Raw genomic sequence first — 22,854 nt, 5'->3', positions numbered from 1 at the left:
AAGGGGACAGGTTTGCTGATAGGCTGCCATCTCTCAACCGCGAACGGCTATGCTGCCATGGCGGCCGACGCCGTCTCCATCGGCGCCACCACCTTCGCGTTCTTCACGCGCAACCCGCGCGGCGGCAACGCGCGAGAGCTCGAGGACGCCGACCTCGCCGCGTTTCTCGACACGCTTCACGAGCGCGGGATCGGCCCGCTCGTCGCGCACGCGCCGTACACCTACAACCTCTGCTCCGCGAAGCCCGAGACCGTGGAGTTCGCGCGTCGGGCGATGCGCGAGGACCTAGCCCGCATGGAGCGACTGCCCGGCCACCTCTACAACTTCCACCCCGGCTCCCACGTCAAGCAGGGCGCGGACGAGGGCATCCGCCTCATCTGCGAGGGCCTGAACGAGGTCCTTGTGCCCGGGCAGTCCACGACAGTCCTGCTGGAGACCATGGCGGGCAAGGGCACCGAGGTCGGGCGCTCCTTCGAGGAGCTTGCGCGCATCATCGACGGCGTCTCGCACGACGAGCTTCTCGGCGTGTGCCTGGACACCTGCCACGTGGCCGACGCCGGCTACGACGTCGTGGGCGACCTCGACGGCGTGCTCGACGAGTTCGACCGGGTGATCGGCCTCGACCGCCTGCGGGCCCTGCACCTCAACGACTCCAAAAACCCGCTCGGATCCCACAAGGACCGCCACGAGAGGATCGGGGCGGGCACGCTCGGTCTCGAGACCTTCCGCGCAGTGGTCACGAGCCCGCGCCTCGCCGGCCTGCCAATGGTCCTCGAGACCCCGCAGCCCGGGCTCGACGGCTGGGCCGAGGAGATCGCCCTGCTCCGCGGGCTCGCGGCAGGGGAGTGACGGGCGGACGTTCTTCTCGCCGCTCACGCCGCGAGGTATTCGGTTGATGTTTTTATTACATGAAAATGAAGTGGGTAATCGGCCTCCAGAGGCCGATTCTCGCGCCTGGATGCCCGTTGCTACATGGAATTCCATGTAATAAGTTTTTCAATGTTATGGCAGGACGGCGGAGCAGTGCGGCGTGGCAGGACGGCGGAGCGGTGCGGCGTGGCGGGACGGCGGAAAGCGCGCAGGGCGGGACGGCACGTCGCCCGGGCGAGAGGGGCGCGCGGACCCTATAATGGTCCCGGACCGCGACAGGAAGGAACCCGGGATGGGAATCCTCATAGGCCTCGAGCACGTTGGGCACGAGTGGCCCGGCAAGCGCGTGCTCGAGGACCAGACCATAGGCATCAACGAGGGCGAGCGCATCGGCATCGTCGGCCGCAACGGGGACGGAAAGTCCACGCTGCTGGAGATCGTGGGCCACGTGCTGGAGCCGGACGAGGGCACCGTGACCTGGCGGCGCGGCATCAGCGTGGGCTACCTCGGCCAGGCAGACCAGCTCGGCGACAAGGACCCCGTGCGCCGCGCGATCTTCGGCGACGTCCCCGAGTACACGTGGGCCTCGGACGCCCGCATCCGCGCGATCCTGGACGAGCTCGTGGGCGACCTCGACCTCGACGGCCTCGTGGGCGAGCTCTCCGGCGGTCAGCGCCGCCGCGTGGACCTCTGTCGCGTGCTCTGCCACGCCTGGGACGTCGTCCTCATGGACGAGCCCACCAACCACCTCGACCTCGCCGCCATCGAGTGGCTCGCCGACCACCTCAGGCGTCGCTGGCCGGCGGGGGAGGGCGCGCTGCTCGTGGTCACGCACGACCGGTGGTTTCTCGACGAGGTCTGCGAGCACATGTGGGAGGTCCACGACCGCAGGGTAGAGCCCTTCGAGGGAGGGTACTCCGCCTACATCCAGCAGCGCGTCGAGCGCGAGCGGCAGGCGGCCGTCATGGAGGAGCGTCGCCAGAACACGCTGCGCAAGGAGCTCAACTGGCTCGCCCACGGCGCCAAGGCGCGCACGAGCAAGCCGAAGTTTCGCATCGAGGCCGCGCGTGCGCTCATCGCCAACGACCCGCCGCTCAGAAACCCGCTCGAGCTCAAGCGCCTCGCCGTGAGTCGGCTGGGCAAGCAGGTCATTGAGATGAAGGGCGTGAGCTTCAGCTATCCGGGCGGCCCGCGCGTGATCGACGGCGTGGACTGGCTTATCGGCCCCGGCGACCGCTACGGCATCCTCGGCGCCAACGGCGCGGGCAAGTCCACGCTGCTCGCGCTCATGACGGGCGCGCTCGAGCCGACGTCCGGCACCGTGAAGATCGGCGCGTCAGTGCGCTTTGGCTTCATGAGCCAGCACCTCGACGCGCTGGGCGAGAAGGACGGGTGGCGGGTGCTCGAGGTTCTCGGCCGCTACAAGCGGAGCTACCTCGTGGGCGGCAAGATGCAGAGCCCCACGCAGCTCATCGAGCGCCTGGGCTTCGAGCAGCGCGAGCTTCAGAACTTCATCAGGGACCTCTCCGGCGGGCAGCGCCGCCGGCTGGCGCTTCTCTGCGTCATCCTGGAGGAGCCCAACGTGCTCGTGCTCGACGAGCCGGGCAACGACCTCGACACGGACATGCTCGCCGTGATGGAGGACCTGCTCGACAGCTGGCCGGGGACGCTGCTCGTGGTCAGCCACGACCGCTACCTCATGGAGCGCGTGACCGACGACCAGTTCGCGCTCATCGACGGCCATGTGCGCCACGTTCCCGGCGGCGTTGACGAGTACCTGCGCCTGCTGGGCGAGAAGGACGCGGCCGCGCGACCTGCCCCCTCCGACCAGCCGCGCACGGACGGTCCCTCTCGCCCCGCCGCGACCGGCCTCACCAACCAGGAGCGCCGCGAGCTCAAGAAGCGCTTCGACGCGGTGAGCCGCAAGCTCGAGAAGACCTCAGAGGAGCCCGACCGCCTGCGCGCGGAGATGGCCGCCGTGGACGCGAGCGACTACGCCGCCCTCATGGCCGCGCAGGAGGCGCTCGACACCTGCCTCGCCGAGCGCGAGGCCCTCGAGGACGAGTGGCTCGAGCTCTCCGAGAGACTGGGGATCGAGTAGGTTCTAGAGTGCGGCGCGGAGGGCCTCCTCGAATGCGTCGAGGTCGGCGGCGGAGGGGTGGCCAAGCGCGCGGTCGAAGTTCTCGATCATGGGGGCGAACTTCTTCGGGTCCTGCTCCGCCATCCTGACGTAGCGCTCGCGCACCGCGGGCGGCATCTGGCCCTGGCACATGAAGCGCCCGATCACCTCCGCCCCCTCGGGCAACGCGGACTGGAACCGGTCGAGCACGCGGTCGTAGTACGCCCGGCTGCCGCCGAAGCCGCAGGTGCCGAAGAGGAAGACGTGCTTTCCCTCGAGCGCGGCGAGGGAGCCTGACAGCGCCGGGTCAAGTCCGCCCTTGTCGGTCCAGGAGCCGAGAAGGACCGTGTCGGCACCGGCGACGGAGTCGACGACCGCGTCACCCAGGACGTCTCTTGCCCGCTGGGCGAGCTTCGCGGTGTTTCCGGTCTTTGAGCTGCAGATGATTGCGCAGGTCATGATTCCTCCTCTGTTGGCTAGCCACCTTGTACCCCAAGGCGCGCTTCTAAACCTCCCACTTTGAGGTTTTCATGTCCACGCGCCCGCTGGGCAGGAAGCCAACGCCCTCCGCCTCGAGCATGCGCCTCTGCTCGCCTGGACCCCCGAAGGCGAAGCCGGGCGCGAGGGAGCCGTCCGCGAAGACCACGCGGTGGCAGGGCACGCCACCGGCGACGCCTGGGCTGCCGTGCATGGCGTAGCCAACCCGACGGGCGCACCTCGGCGCGCCCATGAGACGCGCCACCTGGCCATAGCTGGCCACGCGGCCCTTCGGGATCTGGCGCACCACGTCCCAGGCGCGCTCGAAGAACGACTGCTCCATAGCGCCTCCAATCCGCTATGCTCAGGCTACACCAATCGAAGGGGGACCCCATCATGGAGCTCGAGAAGAACGCCGCCGCCCTGCTCGTCATCGACGCCATCGAGGCCGTGGGCGCGGACTCGCTCTACGACCCCGACGCCGCGACCGCCGCCTACCGCAACGCCGTGGCGCGCGCCGTGGCCGCCTGCCACGCCGCCGGCGTCCCGGTGATCTTCTGCAACGACGCCCACGTCCGCGGCCTCGACCGCGAGCTCGAGCTCTGGGGGGAGCACGGCATCGCCGGCGAGTCCCGCATCTTCTCCGAGGTCGAGGTGGGGGAGGGCGACATCGTCATTCCCAAGCGTCGCTACTCCGGCTTCTTCCAGACCGACCTCGACCTCACTCTGCGCGAGCTGGGCGTCACGACCGTCATCGCCGTGGGCGCGGACACCAACATCTGCGTCCTGCACACCCTGGCCGACGCCTACTTCAACAACTATGCCTCCGTCGTGGTGACCGACGCCACGATGACCTTCCTCTGCGGCACCCAGGAGGGTGCGCTCGAGCACTGCGAGAAGTGCTACGGGTCCCAGCTCGTGACCGTCGCGGAGCTGGAGGCGGCGCTGGCGTAGCGGGGCACGGGCACGCCCCGCAAATTAATCCGCCCCCAGATGCCCATCGCATCGCATTTCCCCAGATGGCCCTTTTGCCTTCATGCCACAGGGCGGATTAATTATCGCCTGCACCTTCCCAGCGGGACGCACCACGACAAGAAACATGAAGGACGTTGGGGGCATCTCACCATATTCGCCGCCCCACCCATGCCGTTTCCGCATAACGCCTCATGCGGTATGGGAATTGTACATAATGACGCTGCGTCGCTAAACTGAACACCAGGATGTGGAAAAGGGACAGTCACTTTTCCACGCTTGGAAAGGAATGTGATGGACGAGAAGATCGTTGAGAACCGGACGTTCGACGAAGAGCGCGCCTTGTACGGACAGAGGGGCCTCTTCGTGCGCAACTGCCGTTTCGACGGACCGGCGGACGGGGAGAGCGCCTTCAAGGAGTGCGAGAGCGTCACCGTTGACGGCGCCTTCATGAACCTGCGTTACCCGTTCTGGCATGACCGCGGCCTCACGCTCCGCAACGTGGAGATGACCGAGCTTTGCCGTGCCGCGCTCTGGTACTCCGAGGACGTCACGATCAAGGATAGCCGCCTGCACGGCATCAAGGCGCTGCGCGAATGCGGCAATGTCCGCATGAGCGGCTGCGACATCGTGTCCCCTGAGTTCGGCTGGTCCACGCGCGGAATCGAGATGGAGGACTGCACCGCGGAGAGCGAGTACTTCATGATGCGCTCGAGCCATCTCTTCTTCCGGAACGTGCGCTTCTCGGGCAAGTACTCGTTCCAGTACATCGAGGACGCCGTCTTCGAGGGCTGCGACCTCGACACCAAGGATGCCTTCTGGCACGCGCGCCACGTCGTGGTGCGTGACTCCGTCGTGCGCGGCGAGTACCTCGGCTGGTACAGCGAGGACGTCACCTTCGAGAACTGCCTCATCCAGGGCACGCAGCCGCTCTGCTACTGCGAGGGCCTCCGCCTCGTCAACTGCCGGATGGAGGGGTGCGACCTCGCCTTCGAGCGCAGCCACGTCCGGGCCGAGGTCACGACCCCCGTGGTGAGCGTCAAGAACCCGCTCGCGGGAAGCCGCATCACGCTGCCCGCCGTGGGCGAGGTCATCCGCGACATCGAGGGCGCCATGGGCGTCGTGGAGGTCACGGGCGAGTAGGACGGGATGGCCGAGAAGGACGGGCGGCCCGCAGGCGCCAGAATCGCGCCCGTCCTTCTCGCCCGGCTGGGAGCCTACAGCTGGGAGGTAAGGCCGCCGTCGACGTAGATGGTCTGGCCGGTGCAGTAGGTGTTGGCCTCGCTCGCGAAGACGAGCATCTGCGGCACGAGCTCCACCGGGTCGGCGAAGCGCTTGAGGACGGTACGGTTCTTGAGGACGAGCGAGCCCTCGGCCTCAAGGGCGTCATGGGTCATCTCGGTGTCGAAGACGCCCGGCGCGATGGCGTTCACGAGCACGCCGTAGGGCGCGAGCTCGGCTGCGAGCGCGCGCGTGACCTGCAGGACGGCGCCTTTGGCGGCGAAGTAGCCGATCTGCGTGGCGCCCGCCTGGATGGCGCCCACCGAGGCGATGTTGACCACGCGGCCGTAGCCCTGCTCGCGGAAGAGCGGGGCCACCTCGCGCGTCATGAGGAAGACGCTCGTGAGGTCGGTGGCGATGACCTTGTCCCACTGCGCGGTCGTGTGGTCCTCGAGCGGCGCGTACTCGCAGACGCCCGCGTTGTTGACGAGCACGTCGATGCGGCCGAACTCCTCCTTCACCTGCGCGACGGCCGCCTTGATGGACTCCTCGCTCGAGACGTCGCAGGCCACCGGGAGACAGCGAACGCCGAAGGCGCGGCACTCGTCGGCAACCTGCTCGAGGCGCTCCACGCGGCGAGCCAGGATGGCGACGTCGGCGCCCTGCTCGGCGAGGGCGTGCGCGAAGGCGACGCCGAGGCCCGAGGAGGCGCCCGTGACGAGGGCGACGCGGCCGTGGAAGTCGAGGCTGAGCATGTTCTTCTCCTTTCGTTGGGATGATGGACCCATGGTACGACGCGACGCAGCGGCGCCGGAACGCCCCTTCGGCGGGCGGCTGCCGCGAGAAGAACATGCCCAAATTCGTACTTGTCACGCCGGGGGAAGGGTGCTATAGTTCTTCCTCGCACAACGACCGGGTGGTGGCGCAGTTTGGTAGCGCACTTGACTGGGGGTCAAGGGGTCGCTGGTTCGAATCCAGTCCACCCGACCAGGAACTGACGAGGCCAGGGAACAGTCCCTGGCCTCTTTTCGTACCTAGCCACCTGTCGGACGCCCGAGGGTCCCACGCGCGTGTTGCGTAAACTGGGGTCATGGCAGTCTCTATGGCCGTGGCGTTGTCCCGTTGGGGGTTGTGGCAGTCGCAGCCGGGCACCAACTGGGCGTCCTTCTCGCCCTGTTGCGGAATGTGGGGTCGTGGCAGGCCGTTCTCTGCCACGACCCCACATTCCGCAACGCCGCCGACGACAGGATTGCCACAACTCCAGAATCGTTGACGGCGAGGCGTGCCGGGACTCGCCGCGGGAGCATCCAGGGCACGAAGGGGGCGCGGGGGCGACATGGCCCCCGCGCCCCTGATCGCGCCCGTGCCCCTCCTAGCGGGCCCGCCGCCTCCTTCCGCTCATGCGCGCGGTGATCGCCGCCCCGGCCGCGAGGGCCGTCGCGCCGACCGTCGCCACGACGCCGGCGCTCGTCGGCGTGGCGTCGCCCGTGTCGGGCAGCGGCCGCTTCCGGACGCGCCTCCCGGCAGGCTTCGCATCGCCGCGCGCCGTCGCGGACGCGCCTCCCTCGCGTCCGGACGGCGCGTCGGTCGACGGCTTAGAGCCGGGGTCGACCCCGGGCTCGGGCTGGGGCTCGGGCGCGCTCTTCACGCTCGCGGCGAGGTCGAAGTGCTGCGGCGTCACCGCGTAGCCCTCCTCCTCTGAGCCGGTCACGCCGATCGGCGCCACGGTGAAGCGGAGCTCGCTCGCCTCGTAGCCCTCCGGCGCGGACGTCGGCCGCAGCACGTAGTCGCCCGGCACGAGGTAGGCGTCGTCGCCGTCGCGCCACGCGCGGGCGTCGGCGTCGAAGGCGTCATCGCGCGCCGCGACGGCCTGGAGCTCCTCGTAGGCGGGCGTCGCCTTGGCCGCCGGCGAGAAGGACCCGGCGCCGTCGGAGGTAAGGCCGCTCGCGACGGGCCGCTCCTTGCCGTCGACCACGGCGAGGAGGTCATAGGTCGCCCCCTCGACGGGCGTTCCGGCGGCGGTGACCGTGAAGTTGACCGGGATGGGGAGCGAGCGATACACGAGGTAGTAGTTCTTCTCGCGATAGACCTTCCCCGACGTGTCGCGCGCCATGGTGAGGTAGTGGTTGCCCTGGCCCTCCGCCTTGAGCGGGTCGTTGGCGTCGGCGCTCTCGGGATGAGGGGCCTTGTCGATGTCGTCGCCCACGAGGACGTAGCCCGGAACCGTGCGGGCGGTGAGCTCGGCGTAGGTGGGCTTCACCTCGCCGTAGACCCAGCGGTCGGCCGCGGCGTCGTAGACGAAGTCCTTGCTCGGCGAGCCCTCGGGGCTGAGGAGGGACTGTCCGTAGAGCATCATCGAGCCGTACGCGGTCTGGAACGACCCGCGCGTGACCGTGGGCTCGGCGAGGTCGGCGACGTCGAGCGGCGGGAAGGGGGCCTCGGAATAGGCTCGCTCGCCCGTGCTGCGCTCCAGGATCGGGTCCTTGGAGCCGAGCCCGCGCGCGGCGCGATACGCCCCCTCCTCGACGAGGTGGAAGATCGCGCTCGTGGGCTGCTGCGTCCGGTAGCTGCGGAACAGGTTCCCGGGCGGGACCGTGGCGTCGGGGGTCCCGGGGTAGCCGTCCGCGACGATCGTCGTGGCGCCCTCGGGGACGTCGAAGCGCACCTCGAAGTACTGGGTCGCCCCGACGGGATAGTTGATGCGCCAGTAGATGCCCTGGGCGGGCAGGTCCTTGCCGTTGTGCCTGACCACGGAGGTGGGGAGCAGCTGGAACGAGCCGTTGCCGGGGCCCGAGACGAGCGGGTTGGGGCTGTCCCACGCGTCATAGGAAAGGTGTCCCACGGTGAACGTGAAGCCGTGCCCGTAGGAGAGGTTCGCGGGCATGAAGGCCACGTAGAAGTGGATGTGCGCGAGCTGGTCGTGATACTGCACGAAGGGCTCGAGCGGGGGCATGTTGAGCGCGTTGGGCTTGAAGGGCATCTTCACCACGGAGCCGTCCTTCATCTCGAGCTCCGCGTACATGGCGTAGTTCTGGTAGGGGCCCTTGCCCTCGTGCGTGCTCTCGGCGATCATCTCGGGCGTGAGCTTGTCGGGGAAGGGGTTCTCGGCCTCCTCGGACGCGTCGATCACGATCGGGTCGTCCTGCGTGAGGCCCGTTCCCTCGGCCGCGCGGGCGATGACGGCGCCGACGGGGGCCACCCCCGCCGTGACGGGGACGGGGGCCATCGCGACGCCGAGCCCGAGGGCGAGCCCCAGTCCCACGCCGCAGGCGACCCGCGCGAGTCGGGCACGTCCCGCCAGCCTCTCGTCGGGACGCTTGCGCCCCGCTTCCTGCACGCTATCCCGCACGTCCATCGTGACCTCCGCATCGTCTCGGGCGTCTTGGGTGCGCGCACGGTAGCACGTCGCGGACCCGATAGCGAGCATAAGGGCGCCCCTCTGGCGAGAAGAACCGACGAACGGCGCCTCCTCGCGCGCGAGCGGTCAGACGATGACGTAACGTAATATGTACTGCAATAATTCCCTACAATGTGTGTCTTAGTCTCCAATTTTATTTTGAAGAAGGCCGTCCAGACGTCGACCCACGCCTCGGGTCACCGTCCTCGTAGGAGCGATACGGCCTCCCGCGCTCAGGGACGGCGTCTGGCGTGATGAACAGGCCCATCATCCTCCGCTCGTGATCGAGCTCTCGGTAGAGGGCCACCATCATGAGCAGCACGACGACCGAGAACGGCAGCGCGAAGATGATGACGACGTTCTGCAGCGCGTCAAGCCCGCCGCCGAGCAGCAGAATCGTGGCGATGAGAGAGACGAGAAGACCGCAGACGACGAGGGTGGGCCGATGCGGCCTCAGGCTGCCTCCCTCAGAGAGCGACCCCATCACGTAGGTCGCAGAGTCGGCGCTCGTGACAAAGAACGAGAAAACGAGCGCGATGGCCACGATTGAGAGGGCCGGTCCGAGCGGGTACTGCGCGAGCGTCCCAAAGAGCACCTCCTCCACGGCGAGCCCCGATACGCCCGCCCCGCCGATCTCCGCGCCCGTCGATAGGGTCCCCATGGTCGAGAACCAGACCATCCCCACGACCGAGGGGACCACGATTACCGTGAGGAGAAACTCGCGAATGGTCCTCCCACGCGACACACGGGCGATGAACGCGCCGGTAAAGGGAGCTCCGGCGAGCCACCACGCCCAGTAGAAGACGGTCCAGCGCTCTATCCAGGCGTGTTGCGCGACGTCGTAGGCAGCTGCACGGAAGCTCATTCGAACAAGGTCCTGCAGATACGCGCCGACAGCCGACACCATCGCGTTCATGATCTGGGAGGTGGGCCCCAGAAGCAGGCAGGCGCAGACGAGGGCGGAGGCGAGAACCATGTTGAGGTTGGAGAGGAGCTTGACGCCACTGTTCACCCCCGAGGTGGCGGACGCCACGTAGAGCGCCGTCGCAACGACGACGATGGCGATCTCGAGAAGCGGGGTTCGAGGGACCCCGAAGAGGAAGTTGAGCCCACCCGCAATCTGCATGGCCCCGAAGCCGAGGCTCGCCGCGACGGAGATGACCGTGGCGAACTCGGCGGTCGCGTCGACGACGCGTCCCGCCGGACCGTCCATCCTAGCCCCGAAGAGCGGCTTCAGCGTGACGGAGAGCAGCGCGCGCTCCTTCTTCCTGAAGGTGAAGTAGGCAAGAGCGAGCGCGACGACGCCGTATATCGCCCACGCCGAGAAGCCCCAGTGGAAGAAGGAGTACTTCATGGCGTCCCGGAGCGCGTCGAGCGAGCCGACCTCCGCCTCGGGGGCATTGAGGGCATAGTGCGAGAGGGGTTCGTAGGCGCCGTAGAAGATGAGGCCGATGCCCATCCCCGCCGAGAAGAGCATCGCGATCCACGACCCCCTCGAGTGCTCGGGGACCGAGTCGGGCTCCCCCAGGTGAATGCGTCCGATGGGGCTCAGAATGAGGAACAGGCAGAAGAAGAGGATGGCCGAGACCAGCAGCAGGTAGTACCAACCGAGCTGAGCGGAGATGAGGTCCCGCAGCCACGTGGTGAGCGACAGAAGCTCATTCGGGACGAGGAGGCCCGCAAGAACGATGGCCGCCGAGAGCGCGAGCGAGATCCAGAAGACCGCCGTGGTGTCCGCCAGAAACGCCCTCACCCTGCTCGTAAGCCCCCGTTGAGTCATCCTGACGCCACCCTTTCTCGCAGCTACTCGTCGCAATTCACATTTGAAGATAGCAAAGTGCTTATCTGTTACGTGTGCGTGCGATGGAGTGCGCAGGTAGCCGATGGCGACGCCACGCGTGTGTCGCGCGCGTTTCGTGCGGGCAAACGCTGTGTGGCGGGAAGCGTCGCCGGGACGCGGGCGTGCCTAAGATGGAAGGACGTTTCTGCACCAGACATTGGAGGACGACATGGCACGCGTGTACAACTTCTCCGCTGGCCCCGCCGTTCTGCCCGAGGAGGTCCTCAGGCAGTGCGCGGACGAGATGCTCGACTATGCCGGCTGCGGCATGAGCGTCATGGAGATGAGTCACCGATCTTCCGTCTTCCAGAAGATCATCGACGACGCCGAGGCGGACCTCAGGGCCCTCATGAACATCCCCGAGAACTACAAGGTCATCTTCACCCAGGGTGGCGACTCCCTGCTCTTCTCCACGGTCTTCATGAACCTCGCCGCCAACGGCAAGGCGGACTACGTCATCACCGGCAACTGGGCCAAGAAGGCCTTCCAGGAGGCGCAGATTCTCGGCGACGCCGTGGCCGTTGCCTCTTCTGCCGACAAGAACTTCTCCTACATCCCCGACTGCTCCGACCTGCCCATCCGCGAGGACGCGAGCTACCTCTACATCTGCGAGAACAACACGATCTACGGCACCAAGTTCGGCGAGCTGCCCAACACCAAGGGCCACGTCCTCGTGGCAGACCAGAGCTCGATGTTCCTCTCCGGGCCCGTGGACGTCACCCGCTACGGCCTCATCCACGCGGGCGTCCAGAAGAACGTGGGCCCCGCCGGCGTCCAGATCGTGATCGTCCGCGAGGACCTCGTGCCCGACGACCTGCCCGGCGTCCCCACGATGCTGCGCCTCAAGACGCAGATCGACGCGGGCTCGCTCTACAACACCCCCAACTGCTGGGGCATCTACGTCTGCGGCAAGGTCTTCAAGTGGATCGAGAAGAACGGCGGGCTCGCCGCGATGGGGGAGAGGAACGCCGAGAAGGCTGCCCTGCTCTACGACTTCCTCGACGAATCGGAGCTCTTCTCGTCCACCGTGGAGCCGAGCGACCGCTCGCTCATGAACGTGCCGTTCGTGACCGGGAACAAGGAGCTCGACGCGGAGTTCGTCGCCGAGGCCGCCAAGGCGGGGCTCGTCAACCTCAAGGGGCACCGCTCGGTGGGCGGCATGCGCGCCTCCATCTACAACGCCATGCCGCGCGAGGGCGTGGAGGCGCTCGTCAGCTTCATGAAGGACTTCGAGCTCTCTCACTGACCTGCAAAATGGGGACGTGTTTTTTCGCGCAGAAGATTTGGGACAGGTTTTCTGGGCAGGCGCGTCCCCTTATCAGCCAGGCACAAACCTGTCCCAAGTCTTCTGCGCGAAAAAACACGTCCCCATTTTGCGGAGGGAACCATGTACAAGATCTGCTGCCTCAACAACATCGCCAAGGTCGGGACCGACCACCTCGGCGAGGGCTACGAGTTCGTGAGCGAGCCGGAGGGCGCCGACGCCCTCATGGTGCGCTCCGCGAACCTCCACGAGCTTGAGCTCGCGGACGGCCTTCTGGCCATCGCCCGCGCGGGGGCCGGCGTCAACAACATCCCGGTCGAGCGCTGCGCCGAGCAGGGCGTCGTCGTCTTCAACACGCCCGGGGCGAACGCCAACGCGGTGAAGGAGCTCGTCATCTGCGGCATGCTCCTCGCGTGCCGCGACGTCATCGGGGGCGCGGCGTGGGTGGCAGAGAACAGCGACGACCCCGAGGTCGGCAAGAAGGCCGAGAAGGCCAAGAAGCAGTTCGGCGGCTGCGAGCTCGCGGGCAAGAGCGTCGGCGTGGTGGGCCTCGGGGCCATCGGCGCCGCGGTCGCAAACTCCCTCATCGACCTCGGGTGCGAGGTCATGGGCTACGACCCGTACCTCTCCATCAACGCCGCCTGGAGCCTCGACCGCAGGATCGAGCACGTCACGGACCTCGGCGAGATGCTCTCCCGCTGCGACTTCGTGACGCTGCACGTCCCGGCCACCGACTCAACGCGCAAGATGATCTCGGCCGAGATGATCGCGCGCATGCCGCGCGGCGCCGTGCTGCTCAACTTCGCCCGCGACCTGCTCGTCGACGAGCAGGCGCTCGCCGAGGCGCTCGACGACGGCCGCGTGGGCCGCTACGTCACCGACTTCGCCAACCCCGCGAGCGCCAACATGAGAAACGCCATCGTGCTGCCGCACCTCGGCGCCTCGACCGGCGAGGCCGAGGACAACTGCGCCGTCATGGCGGCCAACGAGCTCAAGGACTACCTCGAGAACGGAAACATCAGGAACTCCGTCAACTACGGGCAGGTGGACCTCGGCCCCGTGGGCGAGGGCGACGAGCGCGTGGCGATCTTCCACGAGAACGTCCAGGGCGTCATCGGCCTCCTCTCCGCGACGCTCGCCGCCTCCGGCCTCAACATCGAGAACATGACCAACAAGAGCCGCGGCGGCAACGCCTACACGCTCATCGAGGTCTCGGGCGACGTCACCCCCGAGGTGAGCGAGCAGCTCTCCCAGGTCGCCGGCGTGCGCCGCGTGCGCGTCATCGAGCGCCCCTAGCCGCAGTTGGGCCCGCTCGCCCCGGGCGCATCCCGGGGCGAGCGAATGAAAGTACGCTAATATGGGTATCTCGATTGAGGACTGCAGGCCCAGGCTCGAGAGGCGAGTAGTGTCAGAGAGAACCGACCGCATCACATCGCTGCTCCGCGACATCGCGGACGCCGATGCCGCGGAGCGACAGAGGACCGGCCGCGCCAACGCGCCCGTCGGCTCGTCGGAGAACCCCTCCACCCAGGTCCTCACGGTCGCCAATGTCATAACCTTCTGCCGCCTCGCCCTCACGTTCGCCTTCCTCGCGCTGTTCACGGGCGGCGGCAACCGCGCGCTCGCCCTCACCTGCTACGCCGTTGCGGCGGTGACCGACTTTCTCGACGGCCAGGTCGCCCGGCGCACCCAGACGGTGAGCTGGCTCGGCAAGATCATGGACCCGATCATGGACCGCGTGCTGCTCTTCACCGGCGTGCTCGGGCTCCTCGTCATGGGGGAGCTCCCCGTCTGGGTCCCCGTCTTCGTCATCGGCCGCGACGTCTACCTCGCCGTGGGCGGACTCGTCCTCAGGCACTTCCGCGTGCGCCCGATCGACGTCGCCTACATCGGCAAGGTCGCCACGGCCCTGCTCATGTTCGGCTTCTGCGACCTCCTGCTCGGCATGCCCGTGATCGACGGGCTCGGCATCGCCGGCGCGCCCTGGCTGCCCGGGCTCAACGGGCAGGCCGCGGCGCTCGGGATCTTCTTCGTGTACGCCGGCGTCATCTGCTCGGCGGCGACCGCCGTCGTCTACACCCGCACCGCCCTCGGGATCATTCGCGCGAGCAAGGGCGGCGAGCGCTGATGGGGGCGCGCATGGGAGCGCTCTACGAGGAGCACCTCCTGCTCGGGGCCCGCTTTCTGCCCAACGAGTCAACCGGGCTTCTCGCCGTGCGGTCCTACCCCTGCGAGGGCGAGAAGGACCTCGACGAGGCGCTCCTTGGCGCCGTCGTCGCCGACCTCACGGGCACGACCTACGCCCTGCTCTCCGGTGACGCCGCTCCCGACCTCGCCCGATCCGCGCTCGCCGGCAGGCCCCTCTCGGTAGGGGAGGCGTCCTTCGAGGCGGTGCTACGGGGGGACGGCAGCGTGCTGGGCGCCCCGCTCGTCCTGAGGACGGGCGACCACGAGCACGTGCTCGTCGACCCGACCCCGCGAGGCGAGGCGGCCGTCGCCTGGCTCGAGCTCGTGCGTGGGGCGGGCGGCGACGAGGGCCCCCTTCGCGACTGCGCGCTCGAGGACGCGAGCGACATGCTCGTGCCCCTGCTCTGCGCCGGGAGGGGCGCCGGGAGCGTGGTCTCCGACTACCTCTCCCAGGCTCGCCTGCCCCGCGCGGGCGAGGTCGCCTCGGTGCGGCTCGACGCGATACCCGCCCTCCTCGCGCGCGTCCCCGTGGCCGGCTGCGAGGCCTACCTCCTTCTCGTCCCCGCGCCGTCGTCGCGTGCGATCTGGCGAAGCCTCCTGTCCTTCGCCGAGGTGTCCCCGGTGGGGGTCGAGGCCGTCCGCGAGCTGCTCGCCCGCAGCCTCCCCTGGGCCGCCGCGCTCTCCGCCGAGGGCCCCGTCGCCCTCGGCCGCGCGGAGCTTGAGGGATGGGGCATCGTCAGGGACGGGGACGACTTCGTCGGGGCACGGGGGCTCGCGTCCTAGCGGCGCGCCACGCGATCGGGGCGACGCCCCGGGAGGGGAGAGGCAGACGTGAAGTACTCGATCAACGCCCAGGAGGCGCCCGACGCCATCGGCCCGTACTCGCAGGGCACGACCGCCGGGCGGCTCGTCTTTGCCTCCGGCCAGCTCCCGATCTCCCCCGACGACAACCGCTCGCTCGTCCCGGGCGGCATCTCCGAGCAGACCGAGCGTGTCATCGACATCATCGAGTCCATCCTCAAGGAGGTGGGCTGCACGCTCGCCGACGTCGCCCAGACAACCGTCTACCTCGCGAGCCTCGAGGACATGGAGGCCATGAACGAGGTCTACGCGCGCAGGTTCACGACCCCGGCCCCCGCCCGGGCCGTGGTGGGGGTGTCCGAGCTGCCGCTTGGCGCGCTGATTGAGATGGACTGTGTCGCGTGCAGGTGAAGCGCGCTATGATGGTACTCTGAACAGAAACGAGGGGAGACACATGCCCAACACCAATACCAGCGCCGGCTCCACCGAGATCTTCCGCATGCCCGCGGCGGACTCGACGATCCCCGACCTCATGGGGACGACAAAGCCCGCGCACCCGACGCTCACCATCGTGAAGGGCCCGCAGATCGGCGAGACCTTCGAGCTCGACGCCCCCGAGATCACGCTCGGGCGCGACCCCAAGAACAGCGTCTTCCTGAACGACATGACGGTCTCGCGCCGCCACGCCACCATGGACCTCTCCAACAGCGCGCTCGGCATCGCCACCATCGAGGACCTCGGCTCGCTCAACGGCACCTGGGTCGACGGCGCCATCGTGAGCAAGGCGAGCCTCAAGGACGGCTCCACGATTCAGATCGGCACGTTCCGCATGGTGTTCCACGTGAACGGCCGCCCGCGCAGAATCGACGCGGAGGCGTAAGGCCCCATGGCCGACGCGGGATACCTGACCATAGGCAAGGTCGTCAAGCGGCTGCAGCAGCAGTACCCCGACCTCTCCGTCTCCAAGGTGCGCTACCTGCAGGACGAGGGCCTTCTCAACCCCTCGCGCACGCCGAGCGGCTATCGCCTCTACTCGCAGCGCGACGTCAGGCGCCTCGAGACCATCCTCTACCTCCAGAAGAACCGCTTCCTCCCGCTCTCGGTCATCAAGGAGGAGCTCGAGCGCGCCGACAGCGGCCAGCCGTCGAGCCCCGAGCTCGGGGGCGCGGAACCCATAGCGCTTCCCGTCGACGACGAGGAGGTCGCCGGCAAGCTCCATCCCATCGACCGCATGCCCGAGCTCACCGGTGCCACCGCGAGCTTTGTGCGCCAGCTCTCCGAGGCCGGCGTCATCACCCTCACGAGGTCCCCCCACGGGCGCGACCTCGTCGACGGGCGCGACTTCCCCCTCATCCGCGTCTGCGACGAGCTGCGCCACTTCGGCATCGGGCCGAAGAACCTCAGACAGTACGTCATCGCCGCCAATCGCGAGTCCGCCATGTTCGAGCAGGCCCTCGTCGTCTACGCCCGGAAGGGCGGCGGCGTCGAGCTCGAACCCACCGACGAGACGCGCCAGCGCTTCAACCATGCGTTCTCCCGCATGCTCGGGCTCACCAACGCCGTGAGGGACGAGCTCATCCAGAGGCGCGTCAAGGAACCGTTCAAGGACAAGGGCGCCGAGCGCTAGGCCCGGCCACCCGCGAGAGGAGAGGGAAGCCTTGTCAGACTTCGACTTCGCGAGCCGCATCATCGACATCCCCGACTACCCCGAGCCGGGCGTCGTCTTCAAGGACATCACCCCGCTCTTCGACGACCCGGAGGCGCTGCGCGCCGTCGTCGACGACATCGCCGGGCACTTCGAGGGACGGGGCATCACCAAGGTCGTGGGCGCGGAGGCGCGCGGCTTCCTCATCGGTGCGCCCGTCGCATACCGCCTCGGCTGCGGGTTCGTCCCCGCCCGCAAGCCCGGCAAGCTCCCCCGCGCCGTCTACTCCCAGAGCTACTCCCTCGAGTACGGGACCGACGAGATCCAGATCCACCGCGACGCGCTGACCCCCGAGGACCGCGTCCTCGTCGTCGACGACCTCGTCGCGACCGGCGGCACCGCGATCGCGGCCGCGCGCCTCGTCGAGCAGTCGGGCGCCGCCGTCGAGGGCTTCGCCTTCATCCTCGAGCTCGCCTTCCTCAAGCCGCGCGAGGTCATCTCCGAGGCGTGCGACCACGAGGTCTATACCCTCGTCAAGGTCTCCTAGCGCCCGGATGGAGGACCTTCCGCAACAGGAGATAGTCAGGCGCCTCTCTCGGCGCTTCCAGGTAGCCCTCGTGCTCGAGGGCCTGGTCGTCGGGCTCGTCGCCGGCGGCGTGGTCACGCTCTACCGCCTCGTCCTCTCGAACGCCGAGCGGCTCCTGCGCCTCGTCACGGGCGCAGCCGTGGGAAACCCGCTGCTCATGGCCGCATGGTTCGCGGTCCTCGCCGTTCTTCTCGCCTGCGTCTCCGCCCTCATCGTCTGGGAGCCCGCCACCTCCGGCTCCGGCATCCCGCAGATCGACGCCGAGGTCGTCGACCGCATGGACGCACCCTGGCGAAGGGTCATACCCGCCAAGTTCGCAGAGGGCACGATGCTCGCCCTCGCCGGGCTCTCGCTCGGGCGCGAGGGCCCGTCCGTCCAGCTGGGCGGCATGTCGGGAAAGGCGGTCTCGCGGGCCCTGCGCAGGAGGAGGGGAGAGGAGCGCCTGCTCGTCACCTGCGGCGCCGCCGCCGGGATGTCCGCCGCCTTCCACGCCCCGCTGACCGGCGTCCTCTTTGCGCTCGAGGAGATACACAAGGAGTTCACCGCGCCGCTCATCATCTCGGTCATGTGCTCGTCGGTCGCCTCCGACTACCTGGTCTCCCAGGCGATCGGCGTCTCCCCCGTGATAAGCCTCGCCCTCGGGGCCGACCTGCCCCATGCGAGCTACGCCCTCGTCGTGGTCCTCGGGCTCCTGGCGGGAATCCTCGGCGCACTACACAACCGGGGCATGTTCGCCTGTCAAGACCTCTTCGGGAAGGTGCGCTCGCGCCTGCCGCTGGCTCGGCTCGCCGTGCCCTTCGCGCTCGCCGGCATCGTTGCCTTTGCCTGGCCGGAGCTGCTCTGCGGCGGGGACGCCATCATCGAGCTCCTCGCGTCCCCCCCGGGGCTCGGCGTCACCGCCATCCTCGCGCTCCTGCTCGGAAAGTACCTCTTCACCACCGTGTGCTTCGGCTCGGGGGCCCCGGGCGGGACCCTTCTCCCGCTCGTGGTCATGGGAGCGCTCCTGGGGGGCCTCTTTTCGCGCGCGGCGGGCGCTCTCGGGGTGCCGGGGGAGTACTTCCCGAACTTCGTCGCGCTCGGCGTGGCCGGGCTCTTCTCTGGCGTCGTGAGGGCTCCCGTGACGGCGGTCGTGCTCGTGTTCGAGCTCACCGGGTCGCTCGACGCGCTTCTCTCGGCCTCGATCGTGTCCGTCATGGCCTACGTGACCGCCAACCTCACCGAGACCGAGTCGTTCTACGAGCACCTGCTCGCGGCGCTCCTCGGGTCATCGGAACGGGCGTCAGAGGAGGGCGCGGGGACGGCGGGCGGCAAGTCGCTCCAGACCATCCTCGTGGGGGCTGGAAGCCGCCTGGAGGGCATGCTCGTCAAAGAGGTGCCGTGGCCTGACGGCATGCGCGTCGTGACGATCGAGCGCGCGGGCGGAGACGTGGTGCCCACGGGAAGCACGCGCATCGAGGCCCTCGACCGACTCCTGGTCATCGTCGACTCCTCGGTGACCGACGACGCCTTCCTCAAGCTCCGACTCATGTCCTCGCAGCGCGTCCTCTGACAGGGGATGCCTCCCGTTATCCCTACTTTACATAAGATATATTATCATCGTTTTGTTTGTGGGAGCACTCTGATAGAGAGGAGCGCGGCCGCCTCGGATTGTGGTGTCCGAGGCGGCCGCAGGGAAAACCGCGAGATGGCGTCACCCCTCGACGGGATGCCCGAGGTACGTGGCGACGCTCGTCGCGGCGACGGCGCCGTCCGAGGCCGCCGTGACGATCTGCCTGAGCGGCTTGCGCCGCACGTCGCCCGCCACGAAGAGCCCCGGCGTCGTCGTGGCCATGCGCTCGTCCGTCACCGCATAGCCACTCTCGTCGAGCTCGACGAGACCCCTCAGAAGCCCGGACTCGGGCACGCGGCCCACGAGGACGAAGACCCCGAACGAGCCCTCCTCATAGGTCTCGACGTGCGTCTCTCCAGTGGCGTTGTCACGAAACGTGATGCTTGACGGGAGCTCGCCGCCGCCGAGCTCGACGATGCTCGTCATGAGGCGCAGCTCGACCTTCTCGCTGCGCTCGAGCTCGGACACGACGGATGCCTGCGCCCTCAGGTGGTCCTTTCGCACGACCACGGTGACCTTGCTCGCAAATCGCGTCAGGAACAGCGCCTCCTCGGCAGCTGAGTTGCCTCCGCCGATTACGAACACCTGTTTGCCCCTGTAGAACATCCCGTCGCATGTGGCGCAGTACGAGACGCCGTGCCCCGCATAGCGCTCCTCGCCCACGAAGCCGGCCTTGCGCGGCTGGGCGCCCGCTGAGACGATGACGGCGGCTGCGTCATACGCAGCTGACGGCGTGCGCACCTGGAAGCGGCCGGTCTCCGCGTTCCGCTCGAGCGAGTCGACGGGCTCCATCCTGATGTCGGCCCCGAGGCCGGCCGCCTGCTCCCGCATCGCCTCGGTGAGGCCGTAGCCGTCCGCGTGCGGGACGCCCGGGTAGTTGTCGACCTCGCTCGTGAGGATGACCTGGCCGCCGAGCGCCTCCCGCTCGAGCGTCACCGCATCGAGCAGCGAGCGGCTCGCGTAGATGGCGGCCGAGAGGCCGGCCGGCCCCCCTCCCACGATGACGAGGTCCTTCTGAGTTGCGTCCATGATAGGGCTCCTCCCCTGCTCCTTTTGGCCTTTCTCTGATGGTACCCCATGCTTCCCCGCTGCAACGCCTAAATGAGAGAGGGTGGCCCACATATATCGGGCCACCCTCTCGTCGAAGAGCCATGACGCGCGGCTCGCGCTAGTCGCCCGCCTCGGCGGAGGGGCGGCCGGGAAGGATGAGGTTGAGCAGGATGCCCGCCAGCGCCGAGGTGGCCATGCCGGGGAGCGTGTAGTCGCCGATGGGGATGGCGATGCCGGAGGTCTCCATGCCGACGCCCAGGATGATGACGACCGAAGCGATCATGAGGTTTCGGTTGACGTCGAAGTCAACGCGGTTCGAGACGAGCATGCGCAGGCCGTTCGACGCGATGAGGCCGAAGAGCAGGAGCGACACGCCGCCCATGACCGGGCTTGGGATCGACTGGATGAGCGCCGCGAGCTTGGGGCAGAAGCCGCCGATGACGAGGGCGAAGCCGCCCGCGTACCAGAAGATCTGCGTTGAGTAGACCCGGGTCACGCTCATGACGCCGATGTTCTCCGCATAGGTGGTCGTCGGGGGGCCGCCGAGGAAGCCGGAGATCATCGTGGAGATGCCGTCGCCGGCGAGCGAGCGCGGAAGCATGGAGCGGTAGTCCTTGCCCACGATCTCGCCGACCGCGAGCAGGTGCCCGATGTGCTCGATGACCACGACGACGGCGACCGGGGCGATGAGCGCGACCGCGCCCCAGTCGAAGCGCGGCGCCGAGATGCTCGGCAGGCCGATCCAGGCGGCGTCCGCGACGGACGAGAAGTCGACGAGGCCGAACGGGATGGAGACGAGATACCCGACGATGATGGCGAGAAGGACGGGAATGGTACCGAACATGCCGCCCATGCTCGAGAAGACGACGGCGGCGACCAGCGTCACGGCGGCGACGATGGCGCCGACGCCGTAGAACGCGGACGTGCCGTCCGAAAGGTCGGTCATGAAGGCCATGTCGGCCGCCGTGGCGGAGAGGCCGACGCCGATGACGACCATCACCGACGCGACGAGGACGGGCGGCAGGAACCGGTCGAGCCAGCCCGTGCCCACGAGGCGGATGATGCCCGCGACGGCGAGAAACACCATGCCGGCGACGATGACGCCGGACATGGCCGCGTCAAGGCCCTGGGTCGCGCCGACGGCGAGGATGGGGCTGATGAAGGCAAACGAGCTGCCGAGGTAGCTCGGAATCTTGTTGCCGGTCACCAGCAGGTAGCAGATCGTTCCGATGCCCGAGCACATGATGGCGACGTTGGGGTCGAGCCCGGTAAGGACCGGGACGAGCACCGTCGAGCCGAACATCGACATCATGTGCTGGATGCCGAGCGGAATGGCGCGGCCGACCGAGACGCGGTCGTCAACGCCGATGACCTCACGCTCATGAGAGCTCATGAGACCTCCCTTCGGGACATGCGTACAAGAAAGCGGGCCCGGGCGCCGTGCCCGGGCCCGCGAGGGGCGCCTCGCGCTAGACGACGAGGAAGTAGACGAGGAAGGCGAGGGCCGCGACCCACATGAGCGGCTTGACCTTCTTGATCTGGCCGGTGACGGCGGCGACGATCACATACGCGATGAAGCCGAAGCCGATGCCGTTGGAGATCGAGTAGGTCATCGGGACGCCGGCCACGATCAGGAAGGCGGGCAGGCCCTCGAGGAGGTCGGACCAGTCGATCTCCGCGACCTCGCTCATCATGAGGAAGCCGACGAACACGAGGGCGCCGCAGGTGGTGGCGGAGTTGACGATGGAGATGAGCGGCGAGAAGAACGCGGCGACGATGAACAGGACGCCGGCCGTGACGGAGGTGAGGCCGGTGCGGCCGCCGTCGGCAGCGCCGGAGGCGGACTCGACGAACGTGGTGATCGAGGAGGCGCCGGTCAGGCCGCCCACCGCCGCTGCGGCGGAGTCGACGATCAGGATCTCCCTGATGTTCTGGACGCGGCCGTCGGGCTCGAGGAACTCGCCCTGCTTGGCCACGGCCATCGCGGTTCCCATGGTGTCGAAGAAGTCGGACATCATGAGGGAGAACGCGAAGACGAGCAGCGTGGGGTTGGTGACGACCTTGGCGATGCCCATCACGCCGGACTCGTCGGCGAGGAACGGCGCGCCGAAGGAGGAGAAGTCAAGGCCGGACACGATGCCGGCGGGGAGCTGCGTGACGCCGAGGGGGATGCCGGCGACGACGGCGACGATGATGCCAAGCAGCAGCGAGCCCTTGACGTTCATCGCGTACAGCACGATCGTCGCGATGATGGAGATGAGGCCGACGAGGAAGGTCGGGCTGAAGACGTCGCCGAGGGCGACCATCGTGGACTCGTCGGCGACGATGATGCCGCCGTCCTTGAGGCCGATCATCGCGATGAACAGGCCGAGGCCGACGGAGATCGCGTGACGCAGGGACACGGGGATCGCGTCCATGATGGCCTCGCGCAGGCCGCAGAGGACCAGGATGAGGATCGCGACGCCCTCGACGAAGATGACGGCGCTCGCGGCGTGCCAGTCGCCGCCCGCGATGGCGGTCAGGCTGAAGGCGAAGACGGCGTTGACGCCCATGCCGGAGGCGCAGGCGAGCGGGCGGTTGGAGAACAGGCCCATGCAGATCGTCATGATGCCGGCGCCGACGCAGGTGGCGGTGACGGCGGCCGTCGCGGGAATGCCCGCCTGGGTGAGCAGCGAGGGGTTCACCGCGATGATGTACGCCATCGCGAGGAACGTCGTCAGGCCGGCGCGAAGCTCCTGTCCGACGCTCGACCCCCTCTGCTGGGCCTTGAAGAACTTTTCCATGAAATGCATCCCTTTCCGTTGTGACACGTACAC

Annotated in this window: 21 protein-coding genes and 1 tRNA gene; 14 read left to right on the top strand and 8 right to left on the bottom strand. The window is 68.2% G+C overall.

The genetic code is table 11. The features are described 5' to 3' along the window. Window positions 1–12 precede the first annotated feature (12 nt). Window positions 13–849: a deoxyribonuclease IV gene (locus BQ7391_RS08225; protein ID WP_075280164.1), complete on the top strand. Its 837-nt coding sequence runs from the start codon at window positions 13–15 to the stop codon at window positions 847–849. Between the two features lie 313 nt (window positions 850–1,162). Then, the gene (locus BQ7391_RS08220; RefSeq protein ID WP_075280163.1) at window positions 1,163–2,971 is read left to right on the top strand and encodes an ABC-F family ATP-binding cassette domain-containing protein; all 1,809 of its coding nucleotides are present in this window, start codon (window positions 1,163–1,165) and stop codon (window positions 2,969–2,971) included. A 3-nt stretch (window positions 2,972–2,974) separates the two neighbouring features. On the opposite strand, the gene bilS is transcribed toward BQ7391_RS08220, so the two are convergent. Together bilS and BQ7391_RS08210 are read right to left on the bottom strand one after the other, a co-directional pair. Beyond that, window positions 2,975–3,448, bottom strand: coding sequence for a flavodoxin family protein BilS (gene bilS / locus BQ7391_RS08215; protein ID WP_075280162.1), 474 nt, complete (start codon window positions 3,446–3,448; stop codon window positions 2,975–2,977). 46 nt (window positions 3,449–3,494) lie between these two features. Further along, complete coding sequence (locus BQ7391_RS08210) at window positions 3,495–3,809, bottom strand: MGMT family protein (protein ID WP_075280161.1); 315 nt, start codon at window positions 3,807–3,809, stop codon at window positions 3,495–3,497. 53 nt (window positions 3,810–3,862) lie between these two features. Here BQ7391_RS08210 and BQ7391_RS08205 point away from each other — a divergent pair, with 53 nt between their 5' ends. Both BQ7391_RS08205 and BQ7391_RS08200 read left to right on the top strand, forming a co-directional pair. Continuing rightward, a complete protein-coding gene (locus BQ7391_RS08205; protein ID WP_129583939.1) occupies window positions 3,863–4,420 on the top strand; it encodes a cysteine hydrolase family protein in 558 nt (185 codons plus the stop codon). Window positions 4,421–4,732: 312 nt separating this feature from the next. After that, window positions 4,733–5,581: a DUF3737 family protein gene (locus BQ7391_RS08200; protein WP_075280159.1), complete on the top strand. Its 849-nt coding sequence runs from the start codon at window positions 4,733–4,735 to the stop codon at window positions 5,579–5,581. 74 nt (window positions 5,582–5,655) lie between these two features. On the opposite strand, the gene BQ7391_RS08195 is transcribed toward BQ7391_RS08200, so the two are convergent. Continuing rightward, window positions 5,656–6,414, bottom strand: a complete 759-nt coding sequence (locus BQ7391_RS08195) for an SDR family NAD(P)-dependent oxidoreductase (RefSeq protein ID WP_075280158.1) — start codon at window positions 6,412–6,414, stop codon at window positions 5,656–5,658. Between the two features lie 158 nt (window positions 6,415–6,572). Between BQ7391_RS08195 and BQ7391_RS08190 the strand changes: the two genes are divergently transcribed. Further along, window positions 6,573–6,649 (top strand) — tRNA-Pro (locus BQ7391_RS08190). Between the two features lie 382 nt (window positions 6,650–7,031). On the opposite strand, the gene BQ7391_RS12385 is transcribed toward BQ7391_RS08190, so the two are convergent. Next, window positions 7,032–9,086: a hypothetical protein gene (locus BQ7391_RS12385; RefSeq protein ID WP_075280157.1), complete on the bottom strand. Its 2,055-nt coding sequence runs from the start codon at window positions 9,084–9,086 to the stop codon at window positions 7,032–7,034. 124 nt (window positions 9,087–9,210) lie between these two features. Continuing rightward, window positions 9,211–10,809, bottom strand: a complete 1,599-nt coding sequence (locus tag BQ7391_RS08180) for a BCCT family transporter (protein ID WP_216628540.1) — start codon at window positions 10,807–10,809, stop codon at window positions 9,211–9,213. A 256-nt stretch (window positions 10,810–11,065) separates the two neighbouring features. Here BQ7391_RS08180 and serC point away from each other — a divergent pair, with 256 nt between their 5' ends. The 9 genes from serC to BQ7391_RS08135 all read left to right on the top strand — a co-directional run bounded on the left by serC (window position 11,066) and on the right by BQ7391_RS08135 (window position 18,928). Next, complete coding sequence (gene serC / locus BQ7391_RS08175) at window positions 11,066–12,142, top strand: 3-phosphoserine/phosphohydroxythreonine transaminase (protein ID WP_075280939.1); 1,077 nt, start codon at window positions 11,066–11,068, stop codon at window positions 12,140–12,142. A gap of 141 nt (window positions 12,143–12,283) precedes the next feature. Then, a complete protein-coding gene (locus tag BQ7391_RS08170; protein ID WP_075280155.1) occupies window positions 12,284–13,456 on the top strand; it encodes a 3-phosphoglycerate dehydrogenase family protein in 1,173 nt (390 codons plus the stop codon). Between the two features lie 109 nt (window positions 13,457–13,565). After that, window positions 13,566–14,288, top strand: a complete 723-nt coding sequence (locus BQ7391_RS08165; RefSeq protein ID WP_235858649.1) for a CDP-alcohol phosphatidyltransferase family protein — start codon at window positions 13,566–13,568, stop codon at window positions 14,286–14,288. Between the two features lie 11 nt (window positions 14,289–14,299). Further along, window positions 14,300–15,130 carry a hypothetical protein gene (locus BQ7391_RS08160; protein ID WP_159437358.1) on the top strand — a complete coding sequence of 277 codons (831 nt, stop codon included), beginning with the start codon at window positions 14,300–14,302 and terminating at the stop codon, window positions 15,128–15,130. A 48-nt stretch (window positions 15,131–15,178) separates the two neighbouring features. Continuing rightward, window positions 15,179–15,559 carry a Rid family detoxifying hydrolase gene (locus BQ7391_RS08155; RefSeq protein ID WP_075280152.1) on the top strand — a complete coding sequence of 127 codons (381 nt, stop codon included), beginning with the start codon at window positions 15,179–15,181 and terminating at the stop codon, window positions 15,557–15,559. 43 nt (window positions 15,560–15,602) lie between these two features. After that, window positions 15,603–16,028, top strand: coding sequence for an FHA domain-containing protein (locus tag BQ7391_RS08150; RefSeq protein ID WP_075280151.1), 426 nt, complete (start codon window positions 15,603–15,605; stop codon window positions 16,026–16,028). Between the two features lie 6 nt (window positions 16,029–16,034). Then, window positions 16,035–16,775, top strand: a complete 741-nt coding sequence (gene ftsR, locus BQ7391_RS08145) for a transcriptional regulator FtsR (protein WP_075280150.1) — start codon at window positions 16,035–16,037, stop codon at window positions 16,773–16,775. A gap of 31 nt (window positions 16,776–16,806) precedes the next feature. Then, window positions 16,807–17,340: an adenine phosphoribosyltransferase gene (locus BQ7391_RS08140; RefSeq protein ID WP_075280149.1), complete on the top strand. Its 534-nt coding sequence runs from the start codon at window positions 16,807–16,809 to the stop codon at window positions 17,338–17,340. A 7-nt stretch (window positions 17,341–17,347) separates the two neighbouring features. Continuing rightward, window positions 17,348–18,928, top strand: coding sequence for a ClC family H(+)/Cl(-) exchange transporter (locus BQ7391_RS08135; protein WP_075280148.1), 1,581 nt, complete (start codon window positions 17,348–17,350; stop codon window positions 18,926–18,928). Window positions 18,929–19,069: 141 nt separating this feature from the next. Here the strand turns inward: BQ7391_RS08135 and BQ7391_RS08130 are convergent, their stop codons facing one another. From BQ7391_RS08130 to BQ7391_RS08120, 3 genes are all read right to left on the bottom strand, one after another. Further along, on the bottom strand, window positions 19,070–20,017 hold the full coding sequence (locus BQ7391_RS08130; RefSeq protein ID WP_075280147.1) for an NAD(P)/FAD-dependent oxidoreductase: 948 nt from the start codon (window positions 20,015–20,017) through the stop codon (window positions 19,070–19,072). A gap of 139 nt (window positions 20,018–20,156) precedes the next feature. Continuing rightward, window positions 20,157–21,431, bottom strand: coding sequence for a uracil-xanthine permease family protein (locus BQ7391_RS08125; RefSeq protein ID WP_075280146.1), 1,275 nt, complete (start codon window positions 21,429–21,431; stop codon window positions 20,157–20,159). A 76-nt stretch (window positions 21,432–21,507) separates the two neighbouring features. Next, a complete protein-coding gene (locus tag BQ7391_RS08120) occupies window positions 21,508–22,821 on the bottom strand; it encodes an NCS2 family permease (protein WP_075280145.1) in 1,314 nt (437 codons plus the stop codon). Window positions 22,822–22,854 lie beyond the last annotated feature (33 nt).

The sequence above is a fragment of the Thermophilibacter provencensis genome, from assembly GCF_900128445.1.
GTDB classification, from domain to species: domain Bacteria; phylum Actinomycetota; class Coriobacteriia; order Coriobacteriales; family Atopobiaceae; genus Thermophilibacter; species Thermophilibacter provencensis.
Note: the sequence above shows the minus strand (reverse complement) of the source record. Positions and strands in the feature narration are given on the sequence as shown.